Here is a 25356-nt window from a genome sequence, read left to right as displayed (position 1 = left end):
GGCTCCCAGTAGACGACTGGGTTGATAGGCCGGATGTGGAAGCCTCGTAAGGGGTGGAGCTGACCGGTACTAATAGGCCGAGGGCTTGTCCTCAGTTGCTCGCGTCCACTGTGTTGTTCTGAAACAACGACCCCGTTCCTGGCCAGGGACGGTGCGGTCGATGTGTTTCATAGTGTTTCGGTGGTCATAGCGTGAGGGAAACGCCCGGTTACATTCCGAACCCGGAAGCTAAGCCTCATAGCGCCGATGGTACTGCAGGGGGGACCCTGTGGGAGAGTAGGACGCCGCCGAACAATTCTTCTAGAGAAGCCCTCTTCCTTCGGGAAGGGGGCTTCTCTGCGTTTACCAACCAAACATCTGCTACAGCTGGCGAACTATCCGCCCCAGGGCCGGCCGCTCCCGATAGAGCGCGAGCGCGATGTCGACGAGTGGGATCCGGGGGAGTCCCGCGACGTCCGCGAGTGGAATCCAGGCGGCCAGATCGGTCGAGCCGTCCGCCTCGTTCCGCAGTTCACCACCGGCGATCCGGCCCTGGTAGATGATCCGCAGCCCCTGGAAGTCGCGTGGCGACGGGCCGTTCACCGGATCCGGCGGGTAGATCACCTGGTGCGAGTCGACGCCGAGCAGCCGTTCCAGCTCGACCAGGTAGCCGGTCTCCTCCTCGACCTCGCGGATGGCCGCGTCGTACGGGTCCTCGCCGTGGTCCAGTCCGCCGCCGGGCAGCGTCCACAGCCGCTCACCGTCGTGCGACACCCAGCGCGCGAGCAGGATCCGCTCGTTCTCGATACAGACCGCGTAGGCCGCAGGACGGAATCTTCGTCTGGCATCTGATGACATGTGAGGCAGCGTAGGGTCCGAATCATGGAGATCGCCACGAACATCACCTCCGCTGACACCCTCACCCCCGAGCAGCTCTCCGCTGTGCGGGCCGTGCTGCGAGCCGCCGCCGAGCTGGACGGGCGGGAGGCCGTTTCCGAGGCCGGTCGGCTCCGGCTGCGGACGACGGACCCGCGTCCGGGGATCCGGCACCTGGTGCTGACCGCCGCCGGTGCCCCGGCCGGATACGCACAACTCGAAGGAGCACAGGGGTCGTCGCCCACCACGGTCGAGTTCGCCGTCAGCCCTGACCGGCGCGGGCAGGGCCTGGGACGGCAACTGGCCGACGCCGTCCTCGCGGAAGCCGGCAAGGCCGGCGAAGGCGATGCGCGGCCGGCCGTCGACTTCTGGGCGCACGGCGGCCACCCCGCCGCGCGTCGGCTCGCCGAGCGGTACGGCGCGGAGCTGGTCCGCGAGCTGCGGCAGATGCGCCGCACCGGGCCGGCTCCCGCCGAGGTGCCCTTCCCCGCCGGGGTCACGCTGCGGACCTTCCGTCCCGGCGTGGACGACGAGGCCTGGCTGCGGCTCAACGCGCTCGCCTTCGCCCACCATCCCGAGCAGGGCTCCTGGACCGCGGGTGACCTCGCCGAGCGGATCGCCGAGCCGTGGTTCGACCCGAACGGTTTCTTCCTCGCGGTGCGCGCGGCGGAGTCCGGCGAGGAGCGGGTGGTCGGTTTCCACTGGACCAAGGTGCACCCGGCCACCGCCACCGAGCCCGAGCTGGGCGAGGTCTACGTGGTCGGCGTGGACCCGGCCGAGCAGGGCAACGGCCTGGGCCGGGCACTGACCGCGGCCGGTCTGCGGCATCTCGCGCAGGACCGCGGCCTGCCGACCGTGCTGCTTTACGTCGACGCCGACAACACGGCCGCCGTGCGGGTCTACGAACGAGTCGGATTCACCGTCCACGAGGTAGACCTGATGTATCGGGTCACCGAAGGCAAGCAGGTGGGGTAGCAGGCCGCAGGGCCGACCGCCTCAGCTTTCCTCCTGGCCATGCGGTGTTTACCGTGGATTCAATTGCCGCCGCGAAGATCACAGGATGACGTCCGTAGTGTCTCGCTCTCGCAGCGTGGGCCACATCGCCGGGGCCGGTCGGCTATCGACCGCCCCGAGCGGTCGGCTCCGTCCGCCGTGTCCGGCGGAGAGCGCAGCGGCTGAGTCGATCAGATGCCCGGATGTCCGTCGCTGGAGGAGCTGGAAACCATGACCGTCCCCCGCCCGGTCGCGGCCGAAGAGCCCGCAGCGTCCGACCCGTCAGGAGTGCCCACGATGCCCGAGTCCGCTGGTGTGCCGACGCCGTCCCGCCTGACCAAGGCGCTGGGGGTGGCCCTCGACCAGTTTCCCGACGCGTCCGGTGCCGACGAGCTGGAGGAGTTGCCGCAGGGCCGTTTCCTGGATCGGGAGCGCAGCTGGCTGGCGTTCAACGAGCGGGTGCTGGAACTCGCGGAGGACCCGGAGATCCCGCTGCTGGAGCGGACCAAGTTCCTGGCGATCTTCGCCAGCAACCTGGACGAGTTCTTCATGGTCCGGGTGGCCGGCCTCAAGCGTCGGATCGCCACTGGGGTCGCCCAGCGCAGCGCGTCGGGGCTGCAGCCGCGCGAGGTGCTCGATCTGATCTGGACCAGGTCGCGTGAGCTGATGGCGCGGCACGCGGCCGCGTTCCAGCAGGAGGTGCTGCCGGATCTGGCGGCCGAGGGCATCGAGCTGGTGCGCTGGGCGGAGCTGACCGACAAGGAGCAGGCCCGGCTGCACACCCTGTTCCGGGCGCAGATCTTCCCGGTGCTCACGCCGCTGGCGGTGGACCCGGCGCATCCGTTCCCGTACATATCGGGCCTGAGCCTGAATCTGGCGGTGGTGGTGCGCAACCCGGTCTCGGGTCACAAGCACTTCGCCCGGGTGAAGGTTCCGCAGTCGCTGATGCGCTTCCTGGAGGCCTCGCCGCAGCGGTACGTGCCGCTGGAGGACGTGATGGGCGCCCACCTGGAGGAGCTGTTCCCCGGGATGGAGGTGCTGGCCCACCACGCCTTCCGGGTGACCCGCAACGAGGATCTCGAGGTGGAGGAGGACGACACCGAGAACATCCTCAAGGCGCTGGAGAAGGAGCTCATGCGCCGCCGGTTCGGCCCGCCGGTCCGCCTCGAGGTGGAGGAGTCGATCGACCCCTATATCCTCGACCTGCTGGTGCGCGAGCTGAACATCACCGAGGCCGAGGTGTTCCCGCTGCCCGGGCCGCTGGACCTGACCGGGCTGTTCGGGATCGCCGGGCTGGACCGCCCGGAGCTGAAGTACTCCAAGTTCGTGGCCGGCACCGCGCGCGGGCTGACCGATGTCGAGTCGGCCTCGCAGCCGGACATCTTCGCCGCGATGCGCGAGCGCGACGTGCTGCTGCACCACCCGTACGACAGCTTCTCCACCTCGGTGCAGGCCTTCCTGGAGCAGGCCGCGGCCGACCCGCACGTGCTGGCGATCAAGCAGACGCTGTACCGCACCTCGGGCGACTCGCCGATCGTGGACGCGCTGATCGACGCGGCCGAGTCCGGCAAGCAGGTGCTGGTGCTGGTGGAGATCAAGGCGCGCTTCGACGAGCAGGCCAACATCAAGTGGGCCCGCAAGCTGGAGGAGGCGGGCTGCCATGTGGTGTACGGGCTGATCGGCCTGAAGACGCACTCCAAGCTCTCGCTGGTGGTGCGCCAGGAGGGCGAGACGCTGCGCCGCTACGCGCACGTCGGCACCGGCAACTACCACCCGAAGACGGCCAGGCTCTACGAGGACCTGGGGTTGTTGACGGCGGACCCGCAGGTCGGCGCCGACCTCTCCGACCTCTTCAACCGGCTCTCCGGCTACTCGCGCCGCGAGTCCTACCGGCGCCTGCTGACCGCGCCGCGCGGCCTGCGGGACGGGCTGATCGCGCGGATCCAGAACGAGGTCGCGGGCCACCACGAGGGCCGGCCGGCCTACGTGAAGCTGAAGCTGAACTCGATCGTCGACGAGCAGGTGATCGACGCGCTCTACCGGGCCGCGCAGGCGGGGGTGCCGGTGGACGTCCTGGTGCGCGGGATCTGTGCGATCCGTCCGGGAGTGGCCGGGCTGAGCGAGAACATCCGGGTGCGCAGCATCCTGGGGCGCTTCCTGGAGCACTCCCGGATCTTCGTCTTCGGCAACGGCGGCGACCCCGAAGTCTGGTTCGGCAGTGCGGATATGATGCACCGTAACCTGGACCGGCGGATCGAGGCGCTGGTGCGGGTGGCCGATCCGGCCCACCGCGCGGAGCTGTCCGGGCTGATCGACCTCGGCATGGCGGACGACACCGCGTCCTGGCATCTGGGGCCGGACGGGATCTGGTCCAGACGCAGCCATGACGCCGACGGTCACCGGCTGCGGGACATCCAGGAACTGCTCATCGATTCGCGCCAGCGGCGCCGGAGCGTCACCAGTTCGCTCTGACCATCCGACTGCTCCTGATCATCCGTCGCCTGCCCTGGGGGAACGGGGAGTACCCACGACATGACTGACGCGCCCATGACGACCTCGGCGTCCACCGCGACCGCCGAGGAGGTTCTCTCCCGCTATCTCACCGAGCAGGCGGGGCTGTTCCTGCGCGCCCTGCCGCAGGCCGTGGGGGAGGCGGGGGCCCGGCCCGGCGCGCTGCCCTCGTTGAACTCGTCCGGCACCAGTGCCGGGACCGGCGAGCTGCTGCGCGCGGTGCGGCGGGTCGGCGGCGCGCTGCACACCTTCGGGGTGCTCTTCGAGCCCGGCTGGGCGCAGGAGTCGCGCACCGAGCTGCGCTGGCTGCTGGGTCTGCTGGCCCAGGAGCCGGCCTTCGTGCGCAGATCGGCCCGCCTGCTGGCGGCGCTCGACACGCTCAGCGCCACCGGGCTCGGTGGCGAGTCGCGCGGCCCGGGGATGCTGGCCGGGCACCAGGGGGCGCCGAAGGCGCGGGCGCTGCTGGACCGGCAGCTGACCCTGGCCAGGACCCGGGCGCACAGTTCGGTGCTGCAGGAGCTGCGCTCGTCGCGGCTGCACGCGCTGGCGGATCGGATGACCTTGCTGGTGGGGGAGGTGCCGTTGCTGGCGCCGGCGCGCGGCCGGGCCGGCGAGGTGCTGCCGGCACAGGCGGCGGGGGCGTTCGGTGCGCTGGGGCAGGTGGTGCAGGCGCTGCCGCTGCACCGGGCGGCGACCGCGTACCAGGGGGACGCGCTGCACCGGTTGGCGGTGACTCCCGCGGTGATTCCAGCGGTGACCTCCGGGGTGACTCCCGCGATGGAGGCGTCGGTGCCGGTCCAGGGGCGGACGGGCGGCGCCGGAGACGCGGACGGGGCCCTGGCGGCGGACGACGCGCCGTGGCACCGGGTGCGGGTGCTGGTGAAGCGGGCCCGGTACGCGCTGGAGGTGTGCGGGCGGCCGGGACTCGAACTGGACGTGCTGGACCAGGTGCTGGACCGGCACCAGGAGGCGGCGGACGCGGCGGTGACGGTGGCCACGGCGGCGCGCACGCCGCGGATCACCCCGGCGACGGCGTACGTGCTGGGGGTGGTGCATGCTGATCAGCGATTGGAGGTCGAGGCGGCCAGGTACGCCTTCGGTCAGCAGTGGCCGACCCTCCCGCACCACGGATGGCATGAATGGGCGAGCGCCTGAGGGCGGAGCGGCAGCCGGATCCCCGCCGGGCGGACCCGAGGACGTCGGCGTCGGCCGAGCCGGGCGGGTCGTTGGCCCGTCGGCAGCTGCGGGAGGCGAAGAAGCACGGGCCGCGGACCGGCTCCGGGCACACGGTGGCGCCTGACTCGGCGGCGGCGGACGGTTCTGTGTCCGGGCCCGGGCCCGGCGGCGGTTCGGCGGGCCGGGTCGGCACGGTGCTGGCGGCGGGCGCGGTGCTGTGGCGGCCAGGTGGGCCGCGGCGGGACGGTTCGGGGGAGCGCAAGCCGCGGATCGCCTTGATCCACCGGCCCAAGTACGACGACTGGAGCCTGCCGAAGGGCAAGTTGCGGGCGGGCGAGACGCCGTGGCAGGCGGCGCTGCGCGAGGTGGAGGAGGAGACCGGGCTGGTCTGCCGGCTGCTGGCGCCGTTGCCCGCGCAGTACTACCTGGCGCAGGGGCGGCCCAAGGAGGTGCGGTACTGGGCGGCGGTGCCGGTGCGCGGGGAGTTCCGGCCGAACCGGGAGGTGGACCGGATGAAGTGGCTGAAGCCGGCCAAGGCGCGGGCCAAGCTGACCCATGCCCGGGACCGGGAGCTGATCGACGCGCTGCTCGCCCAGCTCGGGTGGCCGGCGGGCTGACCCGTCGCCGGTGTCGGCTGACGCACCATCAGCAACGCCGGATGTTCGCCCCGGTGACGACTGGCAGCCAGTTGATCACGTGTCTTGGTCTTATCCTTGCCGTGATGCAACCGTGACTACCAGCCCATGTTTCCTGGCATCCGTCCGAGGTTCACTCTCCGTTCATTTGCGACCGGCTGACGTGTCACCTGGTCCGCTTAGCTTCGGTCCTACCGGAGGGCCAGCGAGGCCCCGGACCAACAGCAAGGCCCGCAGGTCCGAACGTCGGATACGCGCGGGTTGTGCCAAAGAAAGGGACACCCCTGTGAAGCTCCAGCGGAACGGCCGCACCAAGGCCCTCGCGATCGGTGCCGTGGCGCTCGTCAGCACGCTGTCGCTCGCGGCCTGCGGCTCCGACAACAACAGTGCCAAGACCACCTCCTCCGCCTCGGGCGCCTCCAGCGCCGCGGCGATCACCTGTGCCTCGAAGCAGGCCCCGCTGCAGGGCGCCGGCTCGACCGCCCAGGGCAACGCGGTCGACGTCTGGAAGGCCGCCTACGGCACGGCCTGCTCCGGCACCCAGGTCAGCTACAACGGTGTCGGCTCCGGCGCCGGTGTCGCGCAGTTCAACCAGGGCAAGGTCGCCTTCGCGGGCTCGGACTTCGCGCTGAAGGCCACCGACGTCGCCGCCTCCAAGGCGGTCTGCCAGAACGGTGGCCAGGCCATCGACCTGCCGATGGTGGCCGGTCTGGTCACCCTGGTCTACAACGTCGACGGTGTGAACAACCTGATCCTGGACGGCCCGACCTCCGCCAAGATCTTCGACGGTCAGATCACCAAGTGGAACGACCCGGCGATCGCCGCGCTCAACCCGGGCGTGACCCTGCCGGCCGACGCGATCCAGACCTTCCACCGGTCGGACGACTCGGGCACCAGCTACAACCTGACCTCGTACTTCGCGAAGACCTCGGGCGGCGCCTGGTCCTACCCGGCCAGCAAGACCTGGGCGGGCAAGGGCGGCCAGTCGGCCACCGGCAGCGCCGGTGTCGCGGCCCAGATCAAGCAGGTCAAGGACTCGATCGGCTACGTCGAGCTGTCCTACGCGCAGAACAACAGCCTGAAGACCGCCAGCATCAACACCGGTGCCGCCAAGGCCGTCGACGCCACCGCCGCCAACGCCGCCATCACGCTGGGCAACTCCACCGTGGTCGGCACCGGCAACGACCTGGCGCTGCAGCTCGACTACGGCACCAAGGCCGACAACGCCTACCCGATCGTCCTGGTGACCTACGAGATCGCCTGCGACAAGGGCAACGCCCCGGCCACCCTGGACAGCCTGAAGTCCTTCTTCACCTACATCGCCAGCAACGGCGGCCAGCAGGCCATCGCCGACAAGGGCTACGTCCCGCTGCCGACCCCGGTCGCCAGCAAGGTGCAGGCCGCCATCGGCAACCTGAGCTGATCCGCTCCACAGCTTGACCGGTCGGCGGTCCCATGACGGGGGGACGGGATCGCCGACCGGATGTCTCCACCGCACCACCTCACCACCGATTCGTCCGGGGCACCGCCGCCATGGTGCCGCCCGCCCGCCGGGCAGCACCGCCAGACCGGAGTTAGAACTTCATGACTTCCTCCCCACCGCCCGACTTCTCCGAGAAGTCCGGGCCCCCCGCTTCCACCGGGGTCCGTCCACCCGCTTCCACCGGCCGATCCGGGCAGAGCTCCCTCAAGGGCAACAGCCGCCTGGGCGACAGCGTGTTCTTCGGCCTCTCGGCCGGCTCCGGGATCCTGCTGCTGGTCATCATGGCCGCGATCGCGGGCTTCCTGCTGTTCCGCAGCGGGATCGCGATCAGCAAGGACCACACGAACTTCCTCACCACCTTCGGCTGGGACCCCGACAACATCCTGAAGCCCAGCTTCGGTATCGCGGTCCTGGCCTTCGGCACGATCGTCAGCGCGGCCATCGCGATGCTGATCGCGGTCCCGATCGCGACCGGCATCGCGCTGTTCATCTCGCACTACGCGCCGCGCCGGATCGCCCAGCCGTTCGCCTACCTGGTGGACCTGCTGGCCGCGGTGCCCAGCATCATCTACGGCCTGTGGGGCGCGCTCTTCCTGGTGCCGCACCTGAACGGGCTGATGAGCTGGCTGAACGAGTACCTCGGCTGGACCTACATCTTCAAGACCACCGACCCCGGCGCCCCGGCCCGCAGCCTGTTCACCGTGGGGATCCTGCTGGCGATCATGGTCCTGCCGATCATCACCGCGGTCAGCCGCGAGGTGTTCCGCCAGGTCCCGCGGGCCCACGAGGAGGCCGCGCTGGCCCTCGGCGCGACCCGCTGGGAGATGATCCGCACCGCCGTCCTGCCGTTCGGCCGTCCCGGCATCATCTCGGCCTCCATGCTGGGCCTGGGCCGCGCGCTCGGCGAGACGATCGCGGTGGCCACGGTGCTCTCCTCCAGCAGCGTGCTGTCGCTGCACATCCTGGACGCGGGCGGTGGCACCTTCGCGCAGAACATCGCGCTGAAGTTCGGCGAGGCCGGCCCGCTCGGCAAGGACGCGCTGATGGCCGCCGGCATGGTGCTGTTCGTGATCACGCTGCTGGTGAACGGTGCGGCACGGCTGATCATCGCCCGCCGCAAGGAGTACTCGGGAGCCAACGCATGACCACCGCGCCTTCCGTAGCGGACCGCACGCCGGTCCCCCAGCTCAACCACACGCTCACCGCGGCCCGGCTGCCGCGCTGGGCCCCGGCCGGGGTCGCGGCGCTGTCCATCGTGCTCGGCTGCGCGATCGGCGCCGGCGCCGGTCTGGCCAGCCACCTGCAGTGGGGGCTGCTCGCCGCCCTGCTCTTCGTGGCGATCAGCTTCGGGCTCGCGGCCCGGGTCGAGGGCGTCCGGCAGGCCAAGGACCGGATCGCCACCTCGCTGATCTGGGTGGCCTTCATCCTGGCGGTCATCCCGCTGGTCTCGCTGATGGTCTACACGATCCAGCAGGGCGCCGGCGTGGTGAACGGCGACTTCCTGACTCACTCCATGCGTGGTGTGGTGGCCTCCTCGGGCCCCGGCGGCGGTATCTACCACGCGCTGCTCGGCACCCTGCAGCAGATCGGCCTGGCCACCGCGATCGCCGCCCCGATCGGCCTGCTCACCGCGGTCTACCTGGTCGAGTACGGCCGCGGGCCGCTGGCCAAGATCGTCACCTTCTTCGTCGACGTGATGACGGGTATCCCGTCCATCGTCGCCGGTCTGTTCATCCTCTCCGTCTGGAACATCGGGCTCGGCTTCCAGTACTCCGGCTTCTCGGGCAGCCTCGCGCTGGCGATCCTGATGATGCCGGTGGTCGTCCGGTCCACCGAGGAGATGCTCAAGCTCGTCCCGAACGAGCTGCGCGAGGCCTCGTACGCGCTCGGTGTGCCGAAGTGGAAGACCATCCTGCGGATCGTCCTCCCGACCGCCATCGGTGGCATCACCACCGGCGTGATGCTGGCGATCGCCCGCATCGCCGGTGAGACCGCTCCGGTCATGATGCTGGTGGGCGTCTGGGACTCGATCAACAGCAATCCGTTCGTCGGACCGCAGGAGTCGTTGCCGGTCTTCATCTGGCAGCAGTACTCCCAGGTCAACAACCAGTACGGGTACGCCCGTGCCTGGGGTGCCGCGCTGGTGCTGATCGCTCTGGTGATGGGTCTCAACCTGATCGCCCGGGGCATCGCAAGCTGGCGCTCGCCCAAGGCCGGGCGCTGACCGACCGACTGACGTACGAACAGACGAGAGAAGAAGAAAGATCATGGCTAAGCGCATCGACGTCAGCGGACTGTCGGCCTACTACGGCGGAACCAAGGCCATCGAGGACATCTCGATGACCGTCGAGCCCCGCTCGGTGACGGCGTTCATCGGCCCCTCCGGCTGCGGCAAGTCCACCTTCCTGCGCACCCTCAACCGGATGCACGAGGTGATCCCGGGCGCCCGGGTCGAGGGCAAGGTCCTGCTGGACGACGAGAACCTCTACGGTGCCGGCGTCGACCCGGTGGCGGTGCGGCGCACCGTCGGAATGGTCTTCCAGCGGCCGAACCCGTTCCCGACCATGTCGATCTACGAGAACGTGGTCGCCGGGCTCAAGCTCGCGGGTGTGAAGAAGAAGGCCGTGCTGGACGGCGTGGTGGAGAGCTCGCTCAAGGGCGCCAACCTGTGGAACGAGGTCAAGGACCGGCTGAACAAGCCGGGCGCCGGCCTCTCCGGTGGCCAGCAGCAGCGGCTCTGCATCGCCCGCGCGATCGCGGTCGAGCCGCAGGTGCTGCTGATGGACGAGCCCTGCTCCGCGCTGGACCCGATCTCCACGCTGGCGATCGAGGACCTGATCGGCGAGCTCAAGGAGCGGTTCACGATCGTCATCGTGACCCACAACATGCAGCAGGCGGCCCGTGTCTCCGACCGCACCGCCTTCTTCAACCTGGCCGGCGTGGGCCAGCCGGGCAAGCTGATCGAGCTGGACGACACCCAGCGGATCTTCTCGAACCCGTCGGTGCAGGCGACCGAGGACTACATCTCCGGCCGCTTCGGCTAGACCGTCCGGTCGGATCGAGCTGCTCCACGGCGCTGCATGGCGGTGCCGCCGCGGAGTATGAGAGGGCCCGCCCCCCGGGAAGTGGGGGGCGGGCCCTCGTCTTTTCGTTCTGCTGTCTTTCGCTCTGCGGTCTTTTCGTTCTGCGCGTCAGCTGACGATCGCCCAGGTGACGCCGTAGACGGCCGCGGCGACCAGGGCCGCGGCCGGCATGGTGATGAACCAGCCCAGCACGATGTTCTTGGCCACGCCCCAGCGCACCGCGCGGATCCGCTTGGTCGCGCCGACACCCATGATCGAGGCGGTGATCACGTGGGTGGTGGAGATCGGCGCCTTGAAGACGTAGGACGTGATGTACATGATCGTCGCCGAGGTGGACTCGGCGGCGAAGCCCTGTGGCGGGTCCAGCTCGATGATCTTGCGGCCCAGGGTCCGCATGATCCGCCAGCCGCCCGCGTAGGTGCCCAGCGACAGCATGGCGGCGCAGGAGAGCTTGACCCAGATCGGAATGCCGTTGCCGCTCTGGTGACCCGAGATGGTCAGCGCCAGCACCACGACGCCCATCGTCTTCTGGGCGTCCTGCAGACCGTGGGCCAGCGCCATCGCGGCGGCCGAGGCGGTCTGCGCGACCCGGAAGTTGCGCTTGGCCTTGTGCGGGTTGGCGCGGCGGAAGAGCCAGAGGATGCCCAGCATCACCAGGTAGCCGGCCAGCAGGCCGACGATCGGCGAGACCACCATCGGGATGATCACCTTGTCGACCACCCCGCTCCAGATCACCCCGGTGCCGGCGGCCAGCGCCGCCCCGACCAGGCCGCCGAAGAGCGCGTGCGAGGAGGAGGACGGCAGGCCGAAGTACCAGGTGACCAGGTTCCAGGCGATCGCGCCGACCAGCGCGCCGAAGAGGACCGTCATCCCCTGGCTGCCCTGCGGGGTGTCGATCAGCCCCTTGGAGACGGTCTGCGCCACGCCGCTGCCGAGGAAGGCACCGGCCAGGTTCATCACCGCGGCCATCGCCAGCGCGGCCTTCGGGGTCAGTGCCCGGGTGGAGACCGAGGTGGCGATCGCGTTCGCCGAGTCGTGGAAGCCGTTGGTGTAGGTGAAGAAGAAGGCGACGCCGACGACGCAGATGAGTGCTGCCATGTCCACGCTGGTCAGGACTCCTTGACCGCGATGGTCTCCACCGTGTTGGCGACATGCTCGAACGCGTCGGCGGCCTCCTCCAGCACGTCGACCACCTGCTTCAGCTTGAGCACCTCGATCGCCTCGTACTGGCCGCTGAACAGGTGGGCCAGCAGCTTGCGGTGGATCTGGTCCGCCTGGTTCTCCAGCCGGTTGATCTCGATCCAGTACTCGTTCAGCCCGGACATGCTGCGCAGGTTCGGCATCGCCGCGGCGGTCAGCTCGGCGGCCCGGGCCAGCACCTCGATCTGCTGCTCGACACCCGCGGGCAGGGTCTGGATGTCGTAGAGGACGACCAGGTCGACGGCCTCCTCCATGAAGTCCATGATGTCGTCCAGCGAGGAGGCCAGGCTGTAGATGTCCTCACGGTCGAACGGCGTGATGAACGAGGAGTTGAGCTGGTGGAAGATCGCGTGGGTGGTGTCGTCCCCGGCGTGCTCGGCGGCGCGCATGCGCTCGACGATCTCCGCCCGGGACGAGACGTCTGAGCCCAGCAGTTCCAGCAGGAGCTTCGATCCGACGACCAGGTTCTCCGCGGCTGCGGCGAACATGTCGTAGAAGCTCGTCTCCTTCGGGGTCAGGCTAAAACGCACGGAAATCTCCGATGAGCGGGGAGTGGACTGAATGATGCTAGGTGCTCTGCGTCGGCATTGTGCAAACGGGGTGTGCGGCGGGGAACCGGATACTCCTCTTCCGGCCACTGGCCGAGCGGTACCCGTTCGGGCCCCGTACGTCGGCGGGCGGTCGTGAGGTCTCAGTCTGACGGAAGCTCGAAGGGATTGCCCCCGGCTTCGGCCCGGTGATCGTGATCCGCCGCCCGGACGGGGTAACCCCATGGGCGGCCGCGGTGCGGGACACTGGGGTCTGTCTGACAATTCCCGTCGGGCGCGGACGAGAACGGGGCAGGCCCGATGACCACCAGCAGCAGCACGGACGGCAGCGCCGTCGCGGCCGGCAACCACGGCCCGCACGGGTACAGCTCGCACAAGGCGGACCATCTCAAGCGGCTGCGCCGGATCGAGGGTCAGGCCCGGGGGCTGCAACGGATGGTGGAGGAGGACGTCTACTGCATCGACATCCTCACCCAGGTCTCGGCCAGCACCAAGGCGCTGCAGTCCTTCGCGCTGGCGCTGCTGGAGGAGCACATCAAGCACTGCGTGGCGGCCGCCGTCGAGGAGGGCGGCCCGGCGATGGACGAGAAGGTGGCCGAGGCGATGGCGGCGATCAGTCGGCTGCTGCGGAGCTGACCGGGGCGCCGCCGTGGCCGGCCGCGGCCTCGGGCGCCCGGCTCGGGTGCAGCAGCACCTCGTCGATCCGGGCGGTGGGCAGCCGGTCGCCGGCGCTGGCCGTCGCCGCGATCATCAGCTCGCCGGCCAGCTCGATCTCGTCGAGGGCCGCGCTCTCGTGGCCGCCTGTGCGATCCGCGCGATCCGCCCGATCTGTTCGATCCGCTCGATCCGCCGAGGACGACATCCTGCACCACCCCTTCACCACCCGTACGCCGGGGCGGCAGCCACCCTCCCCCGGCCTTCGGCCGGGAGGCGCCCCCATCCAGCCTAGAGAGTGCCGGGCCCGGTCCCCATGGCACGGACGGGCCATCTCTGTCGCCGAAACGGGTGGCTGCCGGCGCGGAGCCGAGGTGGCCGTCACTTCGTCGGCGAGCCGGACTCCGTCATCTCGACCACGTCGGCGGCGGGCGGCTCGCTGAGCTGGACCGGCTTGCCGAAGTCGCTGAAGGTCAGTGAGGAGGTGACCTTCACCTGGTCCTTGGCGTCCTTGGAGCCGGCCACCCCGGCGAAGGTGAAGAACTCGGTCACCTTGTTCAGCCGCCCCTGGGCGTCCAGCCAGGCCTCGAACGGGACGTCCTTGACGGTGAAGGTGGCGGCCGCCATCCGCAGGCCGTACGCCCCCTGGCCGCCGGTGGCGTCGGCGGCCTTCGCCAGGTCGAGAGTGCCCTTGTAGTGCTTGAGCGGCACGCCGTTCAGCGTCTCGTCGCCGACCACCGAGGCCTGCTGGACACCGCGCAGGGCCGCGGCGGCGGTGGCCGGGTCGGTGGCGCCGTTGCTGATCAGGTTGCCGTCGGCGAGCTGGCGCACGTCCAGCTTGACCCACTTGCCCGCAGGCACCTTGGCGCCGCTGTTCTGCAGGAAGACGATGCCCGGCTCGACCACCTCGACCACCTTGCCGGTGGTGGCCGCCCCGGGCGGCACCTGCACCTCCAGGCGGCCGATCCGCTTGCCGTAGTCGTACGAGCCGCTGCCGGAGAAGTCGGCCTGCTTCGCGCCCGACTCGGTGGTCAGCTGGGTGGCGGCCTGCACCGAGCCGGTCCGCCCGGTGATGTCGGCGGCGTTGCGCACGGCCGTCAGCGGGTCGTCGGCGAGCTTGTCGGCCACCGGGCTCTGGCTCGCCGTCCCGGCGGGGCTCGCGTCGGCGGAGCCGCCGGAGGCGCCGCCGCAGGCCGACAGCGTGGCGGCCAGCAGGGCGGCGGCCGCCACCGGGCCGAGCAGGCGGGCGGAGCGGGCCGCCGTCGTGCTGAACGTCGGTGTGCTGTTCGTCGTCGTGCTGTTCGTCGTCATGGTGATCTCAACCCCCAGGGTGATCCGGTCCCCGACGGGCCGGACGACCGGCGGGCCGCCGCCCCTGGGTGGGCGGGGCCGGTACTGGCGAAAACGACCGGCCGTCGCGCGGGTTACGGCAGTGACGGCGCGCGGCGGCCGGTGCGCGCCGGGGATAGGGGTCGGGAGTTACCGTTAACAACGTGTATACGGAGCCGTCGGCCCACGCCGACTCCCGCGATGAACACGAAGACGGGCCCGCCGCGCACCGGGTGGCGGTCGCCGAGCGAGGGTCCTTCGCGTACGCCTCCTGTGACTGCGGCTGGTTCGCGCCGGCCCGGCGCTCGCGCGATCGGGCGCGGCGGGACGCGGGCGAGCATCAGGCGGGGGCGGGCTCGGCGTAGCGTTCGCCGCGGGGCGCCGGCCGGGGCCGGATCAGGCGGCGAGATCGGAATCGGCGGTGGTGGCGCGTTCCGGGCCGGGCAGCGGGCGATCGAGCGCCCGGGCGCCGCGCCGACGGCGCCCGCCGCGCGGGTTGCCGTACGGGCCGGCCGTGATCAGCGGCGCGGCCGCCGTGCGGGCCAGCGCGTGGCACAGCGGCACCAGGACGGCCATCGCCAGCGGGGCCAGCAGCAGCACCACGGCGGTGGCGAGGGCGTAGCCGCCCAGCACGTCGGTCGGATAGTGCACGCCCATGAAGATCCGGCAGAAGCCCTGCAGCGCCGCCAAGGTGCCGGCCAGTGCCCCCAGCCGCCGGTCGACCAGGAAGAGCGCCACGGCCACCGCCATCGACATGGTGGCGTGGTCACTGACGAAGGAGTGGGTGCCGGCCTTGCCGGCCACCAGCACGTCCAGGCCCGGGTGGTTCAGGAACGGGCGGGGCCGGTTCACGATGGCGGCGATCGGCAGGTTGGCCAGTTCGGCCAGGGCCACCGCGAGCGGGACCCAGAGCACCCCGGCCACCGCCGCGGGCGCGGCCGGCCGGTGGCGGGCCCGCAGCCAGGCGACGGCGCACAGGGTGAACAGGCCGAGCAGGATGCCGTACTCGCCGATCCAGGAGACCAGGCCGTCGAGCCAGCCGGGGGAGGCCTTGGCCCAGCCGTTGACGGTGTAGAGCAGTTCGAGGTCCGGGTTGCTGGTGTCGGCAAGCAGCGTCGACACGCCGTACCTCCTGTGCGCCGCGTGGTCGGTGGGTGGCCCTGTGCATAACGAGCCGGGCGGAGCACAGCGTTCCATGGCAGGCGGGTGTTACGGAAACTTGACGTGAGCCGGGCGGATCTGGTGGGCCGTCAGGCGGCCTTCCCCGGCCTGGTGGTGCTGGCGCCGGTGGGCAGGGCGGCCGCGGCGGCGGGTGGCGCGGGGTTCGAAGCGGGGGCGCCGGGCGGCGGAGTGGTCGGGGTGGCGGTCGACTGGGCCGGGCCGTTCGCGCCGGGGTCGGAGCCGCCGGTGATGTTGCCGTTGCCGTTGTTGTCGCGGACCGGTACGGCGGCGGCGCCGTCCTGGGTGACCCGGGTGGCGCCGATGTACTCCTTCTGATCGATGGAGTCGTAGCGGATCACCGCGCCGGTGTGCGGGGCGTTGATCATGTAGCCGCCGCCGACGTAGATGCCGACGTGGTGGATGGTGCGCGGGTCGCTCAGGTCGGTGGCGAAGAAGACCAGGTCGCCGGGGCGCAGTTGGTCGCGCGAGGGGTGCGGTCCGGCGTACCACTGGTCGTTGGCCACCCGGGGCAGCGTGATGCCGACCGAGGCGTAGGCGGCCACGGTCAGGCCGGAGCAGTCGAACTCGTAGTTCTGCGAGGCGAGTCCGTCGCCGCCCCACAGGTAGGGCGTGCCGAGCTTGGTCTGGGCGAAGTAGATCGCGCCGGAGGCCTGCGGGGAGACGGCGACCGTGCTGGTGGGTGCGGTGAAGCTGGCCTCCAGCGCCTTGATCGAGCGGACGTACCCCTGGGTCTCGGTGTAGCCGGGCACCCCGCCGGCGCTGATCACCGCGTAGGGGCCGGCGTTGTAGGCGGCGAGCAGGTTGGCCTGCGGGTCGCCGGGGACGTTGGCGGTGTCCTTGGCCAGCGCGCAGTCGTAGTTGGCGGCCGAGGCGATGGCGTCCGCCGGGTTCCAGATGTCGACCTTGCCGTCACCGTCGCCGTCCACTCCGTAGATCGCCCAGGTGCTCGGCAGGAACTGGGCCAGGCCAAGCGCCCCGGCACCACTGCGGGCTGACGGATCGAAGCCGCTCTCCTGGTAGAGCTGGGCGGCCAGCATCGGCGGGGAGATCTGCGGGCACTTGCCGCCGGCCTGCTGGATCAGGCCCTGATAGGCGGCCGGAACGGTCCCCGGGGCGAGCGCCAGGCCCGAGCCGCCGGCCTGCACGGTGCCGCCGGCGGCGTATGTTCCGACGCCGACCAGCAGCAGGAAGCCGAATGCAACAGCTCCCCCCGCGATCGCCGCGCGACCGCCTTTCCGGAGTACCATCAGCACCATCCCGATGCAGTGTCAGAGTGCTTGTGCCCCAGTGGATCCTGGGCCGGAGCCTCCGGCGCGACACGGGCCCGCATATGCCCCCCGCACGCGCCAGGGCGATCGGCCGACACCCCTGCCAGTCTTCTGCAAGGCGTTGCTCGGCGCAATCATCGGAGATACAAAGAGTGAGCGCTATCCTTCGTACGGTGGACATACTGACGTACATGTCCCGAGCCGCGCGACCAATCTGCAAGAAGTAGCCAAGTCGACATCAGATCCGGCCAAGAATAGGCCTCAGCCCTTCGCGCTCCTGAGGTGATGGGCCTTCAATTGCCTGATCGGGCGGTGAGACAGGAATGCACGTGAGTGACACAGCGAGCAGTGTGGGTGGCGTCGTGAACGGATACGCGGGGGGCTTGCTGGCAGACCCGAGCCCGAGTCCGGCCCCGAAGGGCAGCATCGACACCATCATCGGGGGAATCGCCCCGGACTGGGGCCCGTTCTCCACCCTCGGTTCGGAGGCCCGGATCATGGTGGAGGTCGTGATGGCGGTCGCCATTCTGGCCTGCCTGGCGATCGCGGTCTGGGGGGCGGCGAAGCAGCGGATCGGAGCCACCGCGATGCGCGACACCTTCAGCGCCGAGCAGGGCAAGGGGCTGATCATCGCCGGCCTGACCGGCGTGTTCATCATCGGATCCCTGGGCACTCTGTTCACCATTGTGTACGGCATGTCCATCTGACGGTCAGACAGTCATACCGGAAGTCTTCCGACAGTCGTACCGGTAACCGTGCCGGTCGGTCAGAATCGGAGAGTCAGAACTGGACGGCCGACCTGCGGTCAGCCAGGTCGGCCGCCGCCGGGTGTCCCGGAACGTAACGCTGGAGCCCACCGCCGGCTCCCCTGTCCCAGGAGGGCCGCCGTGCCGTTGCCCGACGACCAGCCGCACACCCGTACGCGGCTGCCGGTCGGCGAACAGTCCTCCCCGTATCCGGCGGGCCGTCAGCCCCGGCCGCTGCGCACCCTGCTGACGGTGCTGCTGGTGGTCACCCTGCTGGTGGTCGCGATCGCCATCGCCAACCGCGGCAAGCCCGACCCCTCGGCGAGCGGCGGCCACCAGGCCCCCCCGCCGCCCGGGGCGAGCGCGCCCACCGCGCCCAGCGGCACCCAGCCGGTCAGCACCACCAGCAACGGGATCGCCACCGGCTACCCCGACACCGAACAGGGCGCCCAGTCGGCGGCGGCCAACTACGCGGTCGCGCTGGGCAGCACCGACATGTTCCGGGCCGACGGACGGCGCGGCGTGTTCGCCACCATCGCCGACCCGGCCACCGCCGACGCGCTGCGCGGCCGGCTGGACCAGCAGCTCACCGCGGCCGTGCTGAGCGGCTACGGCCTGGACGCCCAGGGCCAGCCGCCCAAGGGGCTCACCTTCGTCAGCCGCACGGTGCCGATCGGCACCCACACGGACGGCTACACGGCCGACAGCACCAAGGCGATGGTCTGGTGCACGGGGTTGGAGGGGCTGGCCGGGACCTCCTCGACCAAGCCGGTGTCCGCGAACTGGTTCACGCTCACGCTGAGCCTGCGCTGGACCGGCGGCGACTGGAAGCTCACCGACTTCGCCACCCAGAACGGCCCCGCTCCCGTCCCAGCCGACCAACAGGCCGCCAGTGCCGACGAGATCACCGGCGCCGTCCAGCAGTTCGGAGGCTTCCGCTATGCCCGCTGACGGTCTGCAAGGCTCCCTCCTGCGCCGGACCGGGCGGCTGGGGAGCGCGGTGCTGCTGGTGCAGCTGGGCGGGCTGCTGCTGGCGCAGCGCGCCTTCGCGGCGCCGTCGCCTTCGGGGGCGGCCTCGGGGAGCCCCAGCCCGGCGCCCTCGCCCTCCAACGGCAACTGCCCCAACCTGCCGATGGCCGGCGATGGGATCCTGTGTGCCAACAGCCCTGGTGGCTCGCTCCCCGGCACCTCCACCGTGGGCTCCGTCACCGACCCCCTCGGCTCGCTCGCCAAGGGCTGCGCCCAGGCCGCCGCCTGGGTGGTGCGCAGCCTGTCCGGCCAGATAGACGGCACCACCCAGGTCGACTTCACCAACGCCAGCTTCCTGCAGCAGTACGCCGTGGTCTTCGCCGGCGCCACCGTGGTCACCCTGGTGCTGTGGCTGCTCGCGGTGACCAAGCGCGCGGTGCGCGGGGTGCCGCTGACCCAGGCCTTCTCGGAGGCGATCGGCTTCCTCTGGCTGACCGTGGTGGCCTCCGCCTTCACCCCGCTGATCCTCTACACCGTGACCGGCGCCACCGACAGCCTGACCGCCGCCATCGCCTCGGGGACCAAGTCGGACACCAAGGGCTATCTCGGCGGGCTCGCCGACACCCTGGAGCACGGCACGATCGGCGGCGGTCCGCTGATCCTGATCCTGGTCTCGCTGGTCGCGGTGCTGGCCGCCGCGGTGCTCTGGATCGAACTGCTGATCCGGGCCGCGATGCTCTACGTGGGAGCGCTGCTGGGCACCGCGGTCTACGCCGGCCTGGTGGACAAGCAGTTGTGGAAGCACGTGCGCCGCTGGGCGGGCCTGATGGCCGCGATCGACCTCGCCAAACCGGTGATCGTGATCATCCTGGGCCTGGCCAGCGCGGTGGCCAGTGGCGCCGGAGCCTCGGACGACTTCGCCCGGGTGCTCTCGGGCCTGGCGATCCTCTTCCTGTCGATCTTCGCCAGCACCGCCATCTACCGCTTCGTGCCCGGCTTCGGTGACGAGATGGTGCACCTGCGCCAGGCCCGGGCGAGCGCGGTGTCGGCCGGCTCGGCGATGATCAACGGTCCGGCCAACCTGGTGAAGCAGGGCATCTCGACGCACGGCTCGCGCGGCGGCGCCGAGGGAGGGGGCGGCGGGGGTGGTGGCGCCGGTGGCGGCTCGGCCGCGGCCGGGATCGCCGCGCACGCCTCGCGCACCCCGGCGCCACCGGCCCAGCCGCCCGCCCAGGCCCCAGCACAGAACCCAGCGAAGGGAGGGTGACGCACCTTGAGCAGCGAGCTCGGCCAGTACGGGGGGCAGTACGCCCAGAGTTATGTCCACCAGCGCCGCACCTATCTGATCGGCAAGGCCCGACCGAACGCGCCGATCGGGCGCAACCGGGAGTCGGGGGAGATCCTGCTGATCATCTTCGGCGCCTTCCTGGGCATGCTCTGGGGCCTGCTGATGCCGATCCTGGCGCTGCGGATCGCCGGCCTGGTCGGCTTCCCGCTGCTGGCGATCGCCGCCGTCTACGTCCCCTACCGGCGCCGGACCTTCTACAAGTGGGTCGAGATCAACCGCAGCTACCGGCGCACCGTGCGCAGCGGGCGGGCCGTGTGGCAGTCCACCGCGATGGACGCCGGCACCCGTCTTGACGGCCGCGAGATCGAGGTCGGCCCGCCGCCGGGGGTGGGCCGGCTGCGCTGGCTGAGCGCGCCGTTCGGGCCGGACGAGGTCGCGGTGCTGATGCACCTGGAGCGGCGCACGGTCACCGCCGCGATCGAGATCGAGGGCCCGGGCGTGGGCCTGCGCGACTCCGAGGACCAGGAGGCGCTGGTCGACCGCTTCGGCACGCTGCTCAAGCATGTCGCCAACGGGGACGGGTTCGTGACCCGGCTGCAGATCCTGGCCCGCACCCTGCCCGCCGATCCGGACGCGCACGCCAAGGACGTCGAGCGGCGCGGCGATCACGACGCGCCGCGCTGGCTGCAGGACTCCTACGACCAGCTGCAGTCGATGGTCTCCACCTCCTCCGAGCAGCACCGGGCCTACCTGGTCGCCTGCATGCAGTACAACCGCGACCTGGCCGCCGAGGCGCACGCGATGGGCCGCAGCGCCTACGACAAGCGGGACGCCGACCAGGCGAACCGCGACGACGAGGGCCTGGCGGCCGTGATGGCACGTGAACTGACCGACATCTGCGCCCGGTTGGCCGAGGCCGACATCCGGGTGCGGCAGCCGCTGGGCCAGGCCAGGCTCTCCTCGCTGCTGCACTCGATGTACGACCCGGACCACCCGATCGACCACCTCCAGGCGATGAGCCGGCGCAACGCCTGGCCGGCCGAGCTGGACGCCACCCACCCGCAGTACTTGACCGCCAAGACCCGCGAGTCCGCCACCCGCGCGCCCTGGTGCCACGCCACCGCCTGGATCAAGGAGTGGCCGCTCACCCCGGTGGGCGTCAACTTCCTGGCCCCGCTGCTGGTCCACACCCCCGACGTGATCCGCACGGTGGCCGTCACCATGGACCTGGAGCCCACGGACGTGGCGATCGAGCGGATGCTCACCGAGAAGACCAACGACGAGGCCGAGTCCAGCCGGGCCGCCAAGATGAACCGCACGGTCGACCCGCGCGACCTGGCCCACACCGGCCGGGTCGACCAGCGCGGCGACGACCTGGCCTCCGGCGCCGCCGGGGTCAACCTGGTCGGCTACATCACCGTCTCCTCGCGCAGCCCCGAGGCGCTGGCCCGCGACAAGCGGACCATCCGGGCCTCGGCCGGCAAGAGCTACCTCAAGCTGGAGTGGTGCGACCGCGAGCACCACCGGGCGTTCGTCAACACCCTGCCGTTCGCCACCGGCATCCGCCGCTGACCCGCACTGGAGGCCCCCCTTGGCGATTGGCAATCTCACCGACGCCTTCACCAGCCTGATGTTCGGCAAGGTGGAGACCGCCCGGCTGCCGGTGCGCACCTCCACCGGCCAGGCCCAGGCGGTCTACCTGCCCACCGCCGCACCGGGCCTGGGCGACTCCGGGGTGATCATCGGGCGCGAGGTCTACAGCGGCAAGGGGTACGTCTACGACCCGTTCCAGCTCTACGGCCAGCAGCTGCCCGCCCCGCACTGGCTGGTCCTCGGCGAGTCCGGCAACGGCAAGTCGGCGCTGGAGAAGACCTACGTGCTGCGCCAGTTGAGGTTCCGCGACCGCCAGGTGGTGGTGCTGGACGCGCAGGGCGAGGACGGCGTCGGCGAGTGGAACCTGATCGCCAACGCGCTGGGCATAAAGTCGGTGCGTCTGGACCCGATGGCGGCCCGGGACGGCGGGGTGAAACTCAACCCGCTGGACCCGGCGATCACCACCACGGGCCAGCTGTCGCTGCTGCGCACCATCATCGAGGTGGCGATGGGGCGCGGGCTCGAGGAGCGGGCCGGCTTCGCGCTGAAGGCCGCGCACGCCCATGTGCGGGCCACGGTGACGGACCGTCAGCCGATCCTCGGCGACATCATCGACACGCTGCGCCGCCCGGACCTCTCCTCGGTCGAGTCGCTGGGCGTCGAGCCGCAGGAGGTGCAGTCCTGGGGCCTGGACGTGGCCCTGGTGCTCGACCGGCTGGTCGACGGCGACCTGCGCGGCATGTTCGACGCCTCGACCACGGACGGCATCGACCTGGACGCCCCGCTGATCGTCTTCGACCTCTCGCACATCGACCGCAACTCGATCGCGATGCCGATCCTGATGGCCATCGTCGGCGTCTGGCTGGAGCACACCTGGATCCGCCCCGACCGGAAGAAGCGCATCTTCCTGGTCGAGGAGGCCTGGCACATCATCAACAGCCCGTTCGTCGCCCAGCTCTTCCAGCGGCTGCTCAAGTTCGGCCGCCGGCTCGGCCTGTCCTTCGTCGCGGTGGTCCACCACCTGTCGGACGTGGTGGACGGGGCGGCGGCGAAGGAGGCCTCGGCGATCCTCAAGATGGCCTCCACCAGGACCATCTACATGCAGAAGGCCGACGAGGCCAGGGCCACCGGACGGGTGCTGGGCCTGCCCCGGTGGGCGGTGGAGATCATCCCGACCCTCTCCCCGGGCATCGCGGTCTGGGACGTCAACGGCAACGTCCAGGTGGTCAAGCACATCATCACCGACGCCGAGCGCCCACTTGTCTACACCGACCGCGCGATGACCGAGGACGCGGTCGCGGAGCGGATCCGGGCGGAACGTCAGCTCGCGGCGGAGCCGGGGGTCTGACGTTCCGCCCGGGCCGCGAGATGGGGGTCCCCCCGGCCGAAGGCTGGGGGAGGATCCGGGCGGAGCGGCAGCTGGAGTCCGAGCCCGGGGTCTGACCCGGCCGCCCTCAGTCCCTGGGCAGCACCGGCGGCACGGCGTCCGGCTGCTCGGGCACGCCGGGCAGCCGGACCACCGCGAGGGCACCGGGGCCGCCGTCCTGCGCCGCTCCGAGGGCGACCTGGCCGCCGGAGTCCTGGATGGTCTGCGCCACGATCGACAGGCCGAGCCCGGAGCCCGGGAGTTGGCGCGAGGAGGGCGAGCGCCAGAACCGGTCGAAGACGTACTGCAGCTCGTCGGCCGGAATGCCGGGCCCGTGGTCGCGCACGGTGAGCCGGCCCTCGTGCAGCGCGACGTCGACGGCCCCGCCGGGCGGGCTGTACTTGACCGCGTTGTCCAGCAGGTTCATCACCGCCCGCTCCAGTGCGGCGGCGTCCGCCCGGACGTACCAGGGATCGAGCTCGACGTTGAAGGTCAGCCCGGGGCCACGGAGTTTGCCACGCTCGACGGCCCGCACCACGATGTCGTGGAACGCCACGGTGGCCACGTTCTGCCCCGGGCGCGGGGAGTCGGGACGGGAGAGTTGCAGCAGGTCGCCGATCAGCACGGTGAGCTCCTGCATCTGGGCCTTCATGCTGTGCAGCAGCTTGGTCTTGGTCGCGGGGGGCAGCGGCCGGCCGGTGTCGTCGCTGCGGATCATCAGGTCGACGTTGGTGCGCAGCGAGGTGAGCGGCGTGCGCAGCTCGTGCCCGGCGTCGGCGATCAGCCGGGTCTGCCGCTCGCGGGAGTTGGCGAGGGCGGTGCTCATCGAGTTGAAGGAGCCGGAGAGCCGGGCGATCTCGTCGTTGCCGTGCACGGGGATGGTGGTTCCGACCTCCTCGGTGCGGGCGATGTGCTCGACAGCGTCGGTGAGGTCGTGCACGGGGCGCAGCGCGGCCCGCGCGACCAGGCGGCCGGTGATACCGGCCAGGGCGACGCCGCCGACGGCGACGCCGCCGAGGATCAGGGCCAGTTGCTGCAGGGAGGCTTCGACGCTCTTCACGGGCAGCGCGGTGAGCAGGACGTAGACGTTCTGCGCGGAGTCCTGGACGGCGCTGACCCGGACCTCGACCGGTGTACCGTCCACGAAGGTTCCGGAGCGGTAGCTGACCTGATCGCTGCCGAAGCTGACGGCATCCTGGTCGCCTGGTGCGAGCTGGATGCCCTTGGTGGAGCCGGGAGTGAGGCAGACCTGCGAGTCGACCGGCGAGTAGATCTCGGAGCTGGACTGCTCGGCGCGCGGCGGTCGTTTGGCGGCCACACTGCCGCGATGCGGCGGGTGCTGCTCGACCGCGGTCTGCGCGGCCGCCGGCGTGGGTCCGCAGTTCGTCGGGCCGACCGGGGTGACGACGTCCAGCGGGCTGGCCGCCAGGTTCGCCCTGACCTGCTGGTACAGCCGCTGGCTGACCAGGAACCAGCACGCCAGCGCCGACAGCGCGATCACCACGGCCACGGCCGCCGCCGTGAGTATCGCCAGCCGACTGCGCAAGGTTCTCCCGTGGTACCACCTCGCCACGCGTCCCCGCCCCCGTTGCCATGCCACTCTCGTCATCGCCCTCAGTTCGCTATCGCCGTCGCTCAGCCGGTCGTGCCGCTGGGTGCCCGCAGCGCGTAGCCGACCCCGCGCACGGTCTGGATGAGGCGCGGCATGCCGCCCTGCTCGGTCTTCCTGCGCAGGTACATCACGTACACGTCCAGCGAGTTCGACGACGGCTCGAAGTCGAAGCCCCAGACCGCCTTGAGGATCTGCTCCCGGGTGAGCACCTGGCGCGGGTGCGCCAGGAACATCTCCAGCAGCATGAACTCGGTGCGGGTGAGCTCCACGGGGCGCCCTTCGCGGGTGACCTCGCGGGTGGCGGTGTTCATCCGCAGGTCGGCGAAGGCCAGCACCTCGGAGTCGTCCTCGACGGCGGTCGCCCGGGCGGCGGCCTCGGTCGCCAGCGCGTTGCGGCGCAGCAACGCGCGGATCCGGGCGAGGAGTTCGTCGAGTTCGAAGGGCTTGGCGAGGTAGTCGTCCGCGCCGACGTCGAGGCCGGTGACCCGGTCCCCGACGGCGTCGCGGGCGGTGAGCATCAGGACGGGGGCGGTGTCCCCGCGCGAGCGCATCCGGCGCACCGCGGTGAGGCCGTCCATCCGGGGCATCATGATGTCGAGCAGCACCAGGTCGGGCTGGTCGCGTTCGACGGCCTCCAGCGCCTCGTAGCCGTCCGTAGCGGTGGTGACCTCGTAGCCCTCGAAGGCGAGGCTGCTCTCCAGGGCGTCCCGCAGTGCGGGTTCGTCGTCGACCACGAGCAGGCGGGCGGTGGCCGGCTGCTCGGCAGGGGTGCGGTCGTCGGCGGGGGGAGTCATCGGCGGTGTGGCCCTCTCTGGGTCCGGAAGGGGTCTTGCCATTGTGCGGTGTTCGGCGGGCCGAACCGTGG

Annotated in this window: 23 protein-coding genes and 2 rRNA genes; 16 read left to right on the top strand and 9 right to left on the bottom strand. The window is 70.9% G+C overall.

Annotated features, from left to right (window positions below; genetic code table 11):
- Together P3T41_RS12860 and rrf are read left to right on the top strand one after the other, a co-directional pair.
- Positions 1–93, top strand: a 23S ribosomal RNA gene (locus P3T41_RS12860); the annotation flags it as partial.
- 83 nt (positions 94–176) lie between these two features.
- Positions 177–293, top strand: a 5S ribosomal RNA gene (gene rrf / locus P3T41_RS12855).
- Positions 294–360: 67 nt separating this feature from the next.
- Here rrf and P3T41_RS12850 read toward each other — a convergent pair.
- The gene (locus P3T41_RS12850; protein ID WP_280689866.1) at positions 361–837 is read right to left on the bottom strand and encodes an NUDIX hydrolase; all 477 of its coding nucleotides are present in this window, start codon (positions 835–837) and stop codon (positions 361–363) included.
- 24 nt (positions 838–861) lie between these two features.
- Here P3T41_RS12850 and mshD point away from each other — a divergent pair, with 24 nt between their 5' ends.
- From mshD to pstB, 8 genes are all read left to right on the top strand, one after another.
- Entirely contained in the window at positions 862–1830 is a 969-nt protein-coding gene (gene mshD / locus P3T41_RS12845) for a mycothiol synthase (protein WP_280689864.1), read from the top strand.
- A gap of 249 nt (positions 1831–2079) precedes the next feature.
- Positions 2080–4320, top strand: coding sequence for an RNA degradosome polyphosphate kinase (locus P3T41_RS12840; protein WP_280689862.1), 2241 nt, complete (start codon positions 2080–2082; stop codon positions 4318–4320).
- A gap of 60 nt (positions 4321–4380) precedes the next feature.
- Entirely contained in the window at positions 4381–5514 is a 1134-nt protein-coding gene (locus tag P3T41_RS12835) for a CHAD domain-containing protein (protein ID WP_280689861.1), read from the top strand.
- A gap of 233 nt (positions 5515–5747) precedes the next feature.
- The gene (locus P3T41_RS12830) at positions 5748–6152 is read left to right on the top strand and encodes an NUDIX hydrolase (protein ID WP_280689897.1); all 405 of its coding nucleotides are present in this window, start codon (positions 5748–5750) and stop codon (positions 6150–6152) included.
- Positions 6153–6456: 304 nt separating this feature from the next.
- A complete protein-coding gene (pstS, locus tag P3T41_RS12825) occupies positions 6457–7593 on the top strand; it encodes a phosphate ABC transporter substrate-binding protein PstS (RefSeq protein WP_280689859.1) in 1137 nt (378 codons plus the stop codon).
- A gap of 161 nt (positions 7594–7754) precedes the next feature.
- Complete coding sequence (gene pstC, locus P3T41_RS12820) at positions 7755–8798, top strand: phosphate ABC transporter permease subunit PstC (protein WP_280689858.1); 1044 nt, start codon at positions 7755–7757, stop codon at positions 8796–8798.
- A complete protein-coding gene (gene pstA / locus P3T41_RS12815; RefSeq protein WP_280689857.1) occupies positions 8795–9877 on the top strand; it encodes a phosphate ABC transporter permease PstA in 1083 nt (360 codons plus the stop codon). Before pstC ends, pstA begins: the two co-directional genes overlap by 4 nt.
- Positions 9878–9920: 43 nt before the next feature.
- Complete coding sequence (gene pstB, locus P3T41_RS12810) at positions 9921–10697, top strand: phosphate ABC transporter ATP-binding protein PstB (RefSeq protein WP_280689856.1); 777 nt, start codon at positions 9921–9923, stop codon at positions 10695–10697.
- Positions 10698–10844: 147 nt separating this feature from the next.
- Here the strand turns inward: pstB and P3T41_RS12805 are convergent, their stop codons facing one another.
- Positions 10845–11840 carry an inorganic phosphate transporter gene (locus tag P3T41_RS12805; protein ID WP_280689854.1) on the bottom strand — a complete coding sequence of 332 codons (996 nt, stop codon included), beginning with the start codon at positions 11838–11840 and terminating at the stop codon, positions 10845–10847.
- A 5-nt stretch (positions 11841–11845) separates the two neighbouring features.
- Complete coding sequence (locus P3T41_RS12800) at positions 11846–12466, bottom strand: DUF47 family protein (protein WP_280689853.1); 621 nt, start codon at positions 12464–12466, stop codon at positions 11846–11848.
- A gap of 318 nt (positions 12467–12784) precedes the next feature.
- Between P3T41_RS12800 and P3T41_RS12795 the strand changes: the two genes are divergently transcribed.
- Positions 12785–13120 (top strand): metal-sensitive transcriptional regulator, encoded by a 336-nt coding sequence (locus P3T41_RS12795; RefSeq protein WP_280689852.1) that lies wholly within the window; start codon positions 12785–12787, stop codon positions 13118–13120.
- Here the strand turns inward: P3T41_RS12795 and P3T41_RS12790 are convergent.
- The 4 genes from P3T41_RS12790 to P3T41_RS12775 form a co-directional block, all read right to left on the bottom strand.
- On the bottom strand, positions 13098–13346 hold the full coding sequence (locus P3T41_RS12790; protein WP_280689851.1) for a hypothetical protein: 249 nt from the start codon (positions 13344–13346) through the stop codon (positions 13098–13100). The two genes, P3T41_RS12795 and P3T41_RS12790, sit on opposite strands and share 23 nt — an antisense overlap.
- 173 nt (positions 13347–13519) lie before the next feature.
- Positions 13520–14449: a hypothetical protein gene (locus P3T41_RS12785; protein WP_280689850.1), complete on the bottom strand. Its 930-nt coding sequence runs from the start codon at positions 14447–14449 to the stop codon at positions 13520–13522.
- Between the two features lie 414 nt (positions 14450–14863).
- Positions 14864–15589, bottom strand: coding sequence for a phosphatase PAP2 family protein (locus P3T41_RS12780; RefSeq protein ID WP_280689849.1), 726 nt, complete (start codon positions 15587–15589; stop codon positions 14864–14866).
- A 128-nt stretch (positions 15590–15717) separates the two neighbouring features.
- Positions 15718–16896 (bottom strand): bifunctional lytic transglycosylase/C40 family peptidase, encoded by a 1179-nt coding sequence (locus tag P3T41_RS12775; protein WP_280689848.1) that lies wholly within the window; start codon positions 16894–16896, stop codon positions 15718–15720.
- Positions 16897–17303: 407 nt separating this feature from the next.
- On the opposite strand from P3T41_RS12775, the gene P3T41_RS12770 reads away from it, so the two are divergent.
- From P3T41_RS12770 to P3T41_RS12750, 5 genes are all read left to right on the top strand, one after another.
- On the top strand, positions 17304–17624 hold the full coding sequence (locus P3T41_RS12770; protein ID WP_280689896.1) for a hypothetical protein: 321 nt from the start codon (positions 17304–17306) through the stop codon (positions 17622–17624).
- Positions 17625–17804: 180 nt separating this feature from the next.
- On the top strand, positions 17805–18614 hold the full coding sequence (locus P3T41_RS12765) for a hypothetical protein (RefSeq protein WP_280689847.1): 810 nt from the start codon (positions 17805–17807) through the stop codon (positions 18612–18614).
- Complete coding sequence (locus tag P3T41_RS12760) at positions 18604–19899, top strand: hypothetical protein (RefSeq protein WP_280689845.1); 1296 nt, start codon at positions 18604–18606, stop codon at positions 19897–19899. The genes P3T41_RS12765 and P3T41_RS12760 overlap by 11 nt, the downstream gene beginning before the upstream one ends.
- 6 nt (positions 19900–19905) lie before the next feature.
- Positions 19906–21492, top strand: coding sequence for an SCO6880 family protein (locus P3T41_RS12755; protein WP_280689843.1), 1587 nt, complete (start codon positions 19906–19908; stop codon positions 21490–21492).
- A gap of 58 nt (positions 21493–21550) precedes the next feature.
- Positions 21551–22861, top strand: a complete 1311-nt coding sequence (locus tag P3T41_RS12750) for an ATP-binding protein (protein ID WP_280689895.1) — start codon at positions 21551–21553, stop codon at positions 22859–22861.
- Positions 22862–22967: 106 nt separating this feature from the next.
- Here the strand turns inward: P3T41_RS12750 and P3T41_RS12745 are convergent, their stop codons facing one another.
- Together P3T41_RS12745 and P3T41_RS12740 are read right to left on the bottom strand one after the other, a co-directional pair.
- Entirely contained in the window at positions 22968–24425 is a 1458-nt protein-coding gene (locus P3T41_RS12745; protein WP_280689842.1) for a HAMP domain-containing sensor histidine kinase, read from the bottom strand.
- A gap of 89 nt (positions 24426–24514) precedes the next feature.
- The gene (locus tag P3T41_RS12740) at positions 24515–25285 is read right to left on the bottom strand and encodes a response regulator transcription factor (protein ID WP_280689841.1); all 771 of its coding nucleotides are present in this window, start codon (positions 25283–25285) and stop codon (positions 24515–24517) included.
- Positions 25286–25356: the final 71 nt, after the last annotated feature.

Source organism: Kitasatospora sp. GAS204B, from assembly GCF_029892155.1.
In the GTDB taxonomy this organism is placed as follows: Bacteria; Actinomycetota; Actinomycetes; order Streptomycetales; family Streptomycetaceae; genus Kitasatospora.
Note: the sequence above shows the minus strand (reverse complement) of the source record. Positions and strands in the feature narration are given on the sequence as shown.

What these genes read in the sequence shown, in the direction of transcription:
- P3T41_RS12840 (WP_280689862.1), top strand. Translation starts at nt 2,080, where the DNA reads ATGACCGTCCCCCGCCCGGTCGCGGCCGAAGAGCCCGCAGCGTCCGAC.
- pstB (WP_280689856.1), top strand. Translation starts at nt 9,921, where the DNA reads ATGGCTAAGCGCATCGACGTCAGCGGACTGTCGGCCTACTACGGCGGA.
- P3T41_RS12750 (WP_280689895.1), top strand. Translation starts at nt 21,551, where the DNA reads ATGTTCGGCAAGGTGGAGACCGCCCGGCTGCCGGTGCGCACCTCCACC.
- P3T41_RS12760 (WP_280689845.1), top strand. Translation starts at nt 18,604, where the DNA reads ATGCCCGCTGACGGTCTGCAAGGCTCCCTCCTGCGCCGGACCGGGCGG.
- pstC (WP_280689858.1), top strand. Translation starts at nt 7,755, where the DNA reads ATGACTTCCTCCCCACCGCCCGACTTCTCCGAGAAGTCCGGGCCCCCC.
- mshD (WP_280689864.1), top strand. Translation starts at nt 862, where the DNA reads ATGGAGATCGCCACGAACATCACCTCCGCTGACACCCTCACCCCCGAG.
- P3T41_RS12835 (WP_280689861.1), top strand. Translation starts at nt 4,381, where the DNA reads ATGACTGACGCGCCCATGACGACCTCGGCGTCCACCGCGACCGCCGAG.
- P3T41_RS12850 (WP_280689866.1), bottom strand. Translation starts at nt 837, where the DNA reads ATGTCATCAGATGCCAGACGAAGATTCCGTCCTGCGGCCTACGCGGTC.
- P3T41_RS12740 (WP_280689841.1), bottom strand. Translation starts at nt 25,285, where the DNA reads ATGACTCCCCCCGCCGACGACCGCACCCCTGCCGAGCAGCCGGCCACC.
- P3T41_RS12785 (WP_280689850.1), bottom strand. Translation starts at nt 14,449, where the DNA reads ATGACGACGAACAGCACGACGACGAACAGCACACCGACGTTCAGCACG.
- P3T41_RS12790 (WP_280689851.1), bottom strand. Translation starts at nt 13,346, where the DNA reads ATGTCGTCCTCGGCGGATCGAGCGGATCGAACAGATCGGGCGGATCGC.
- P3T41_RS12775 (WP_280689848.1), bottom strand. Translation starts at nt 16,896, where the DNA reads ATGGTACTCCGGAAAGGCGGTCGCGCGGCGATCGCGGGGGGAGCTGTT.
- pstA (WP_280689857.1), top strand. Translation starts at nt 8,795, where the DNA reads ATGACCACCGCGCCTTCCGTAGCGGACCGCACGCCGGTCCCCCAGCTC.
- P3T41_RS12795 (WP_280689852.1), top strand. Translation starts at nt 12,785, where the DNA reads ATGACCACCAGCAGCAGCACGGACGGCAGCGCCGTCGCGGCCGGCAAC.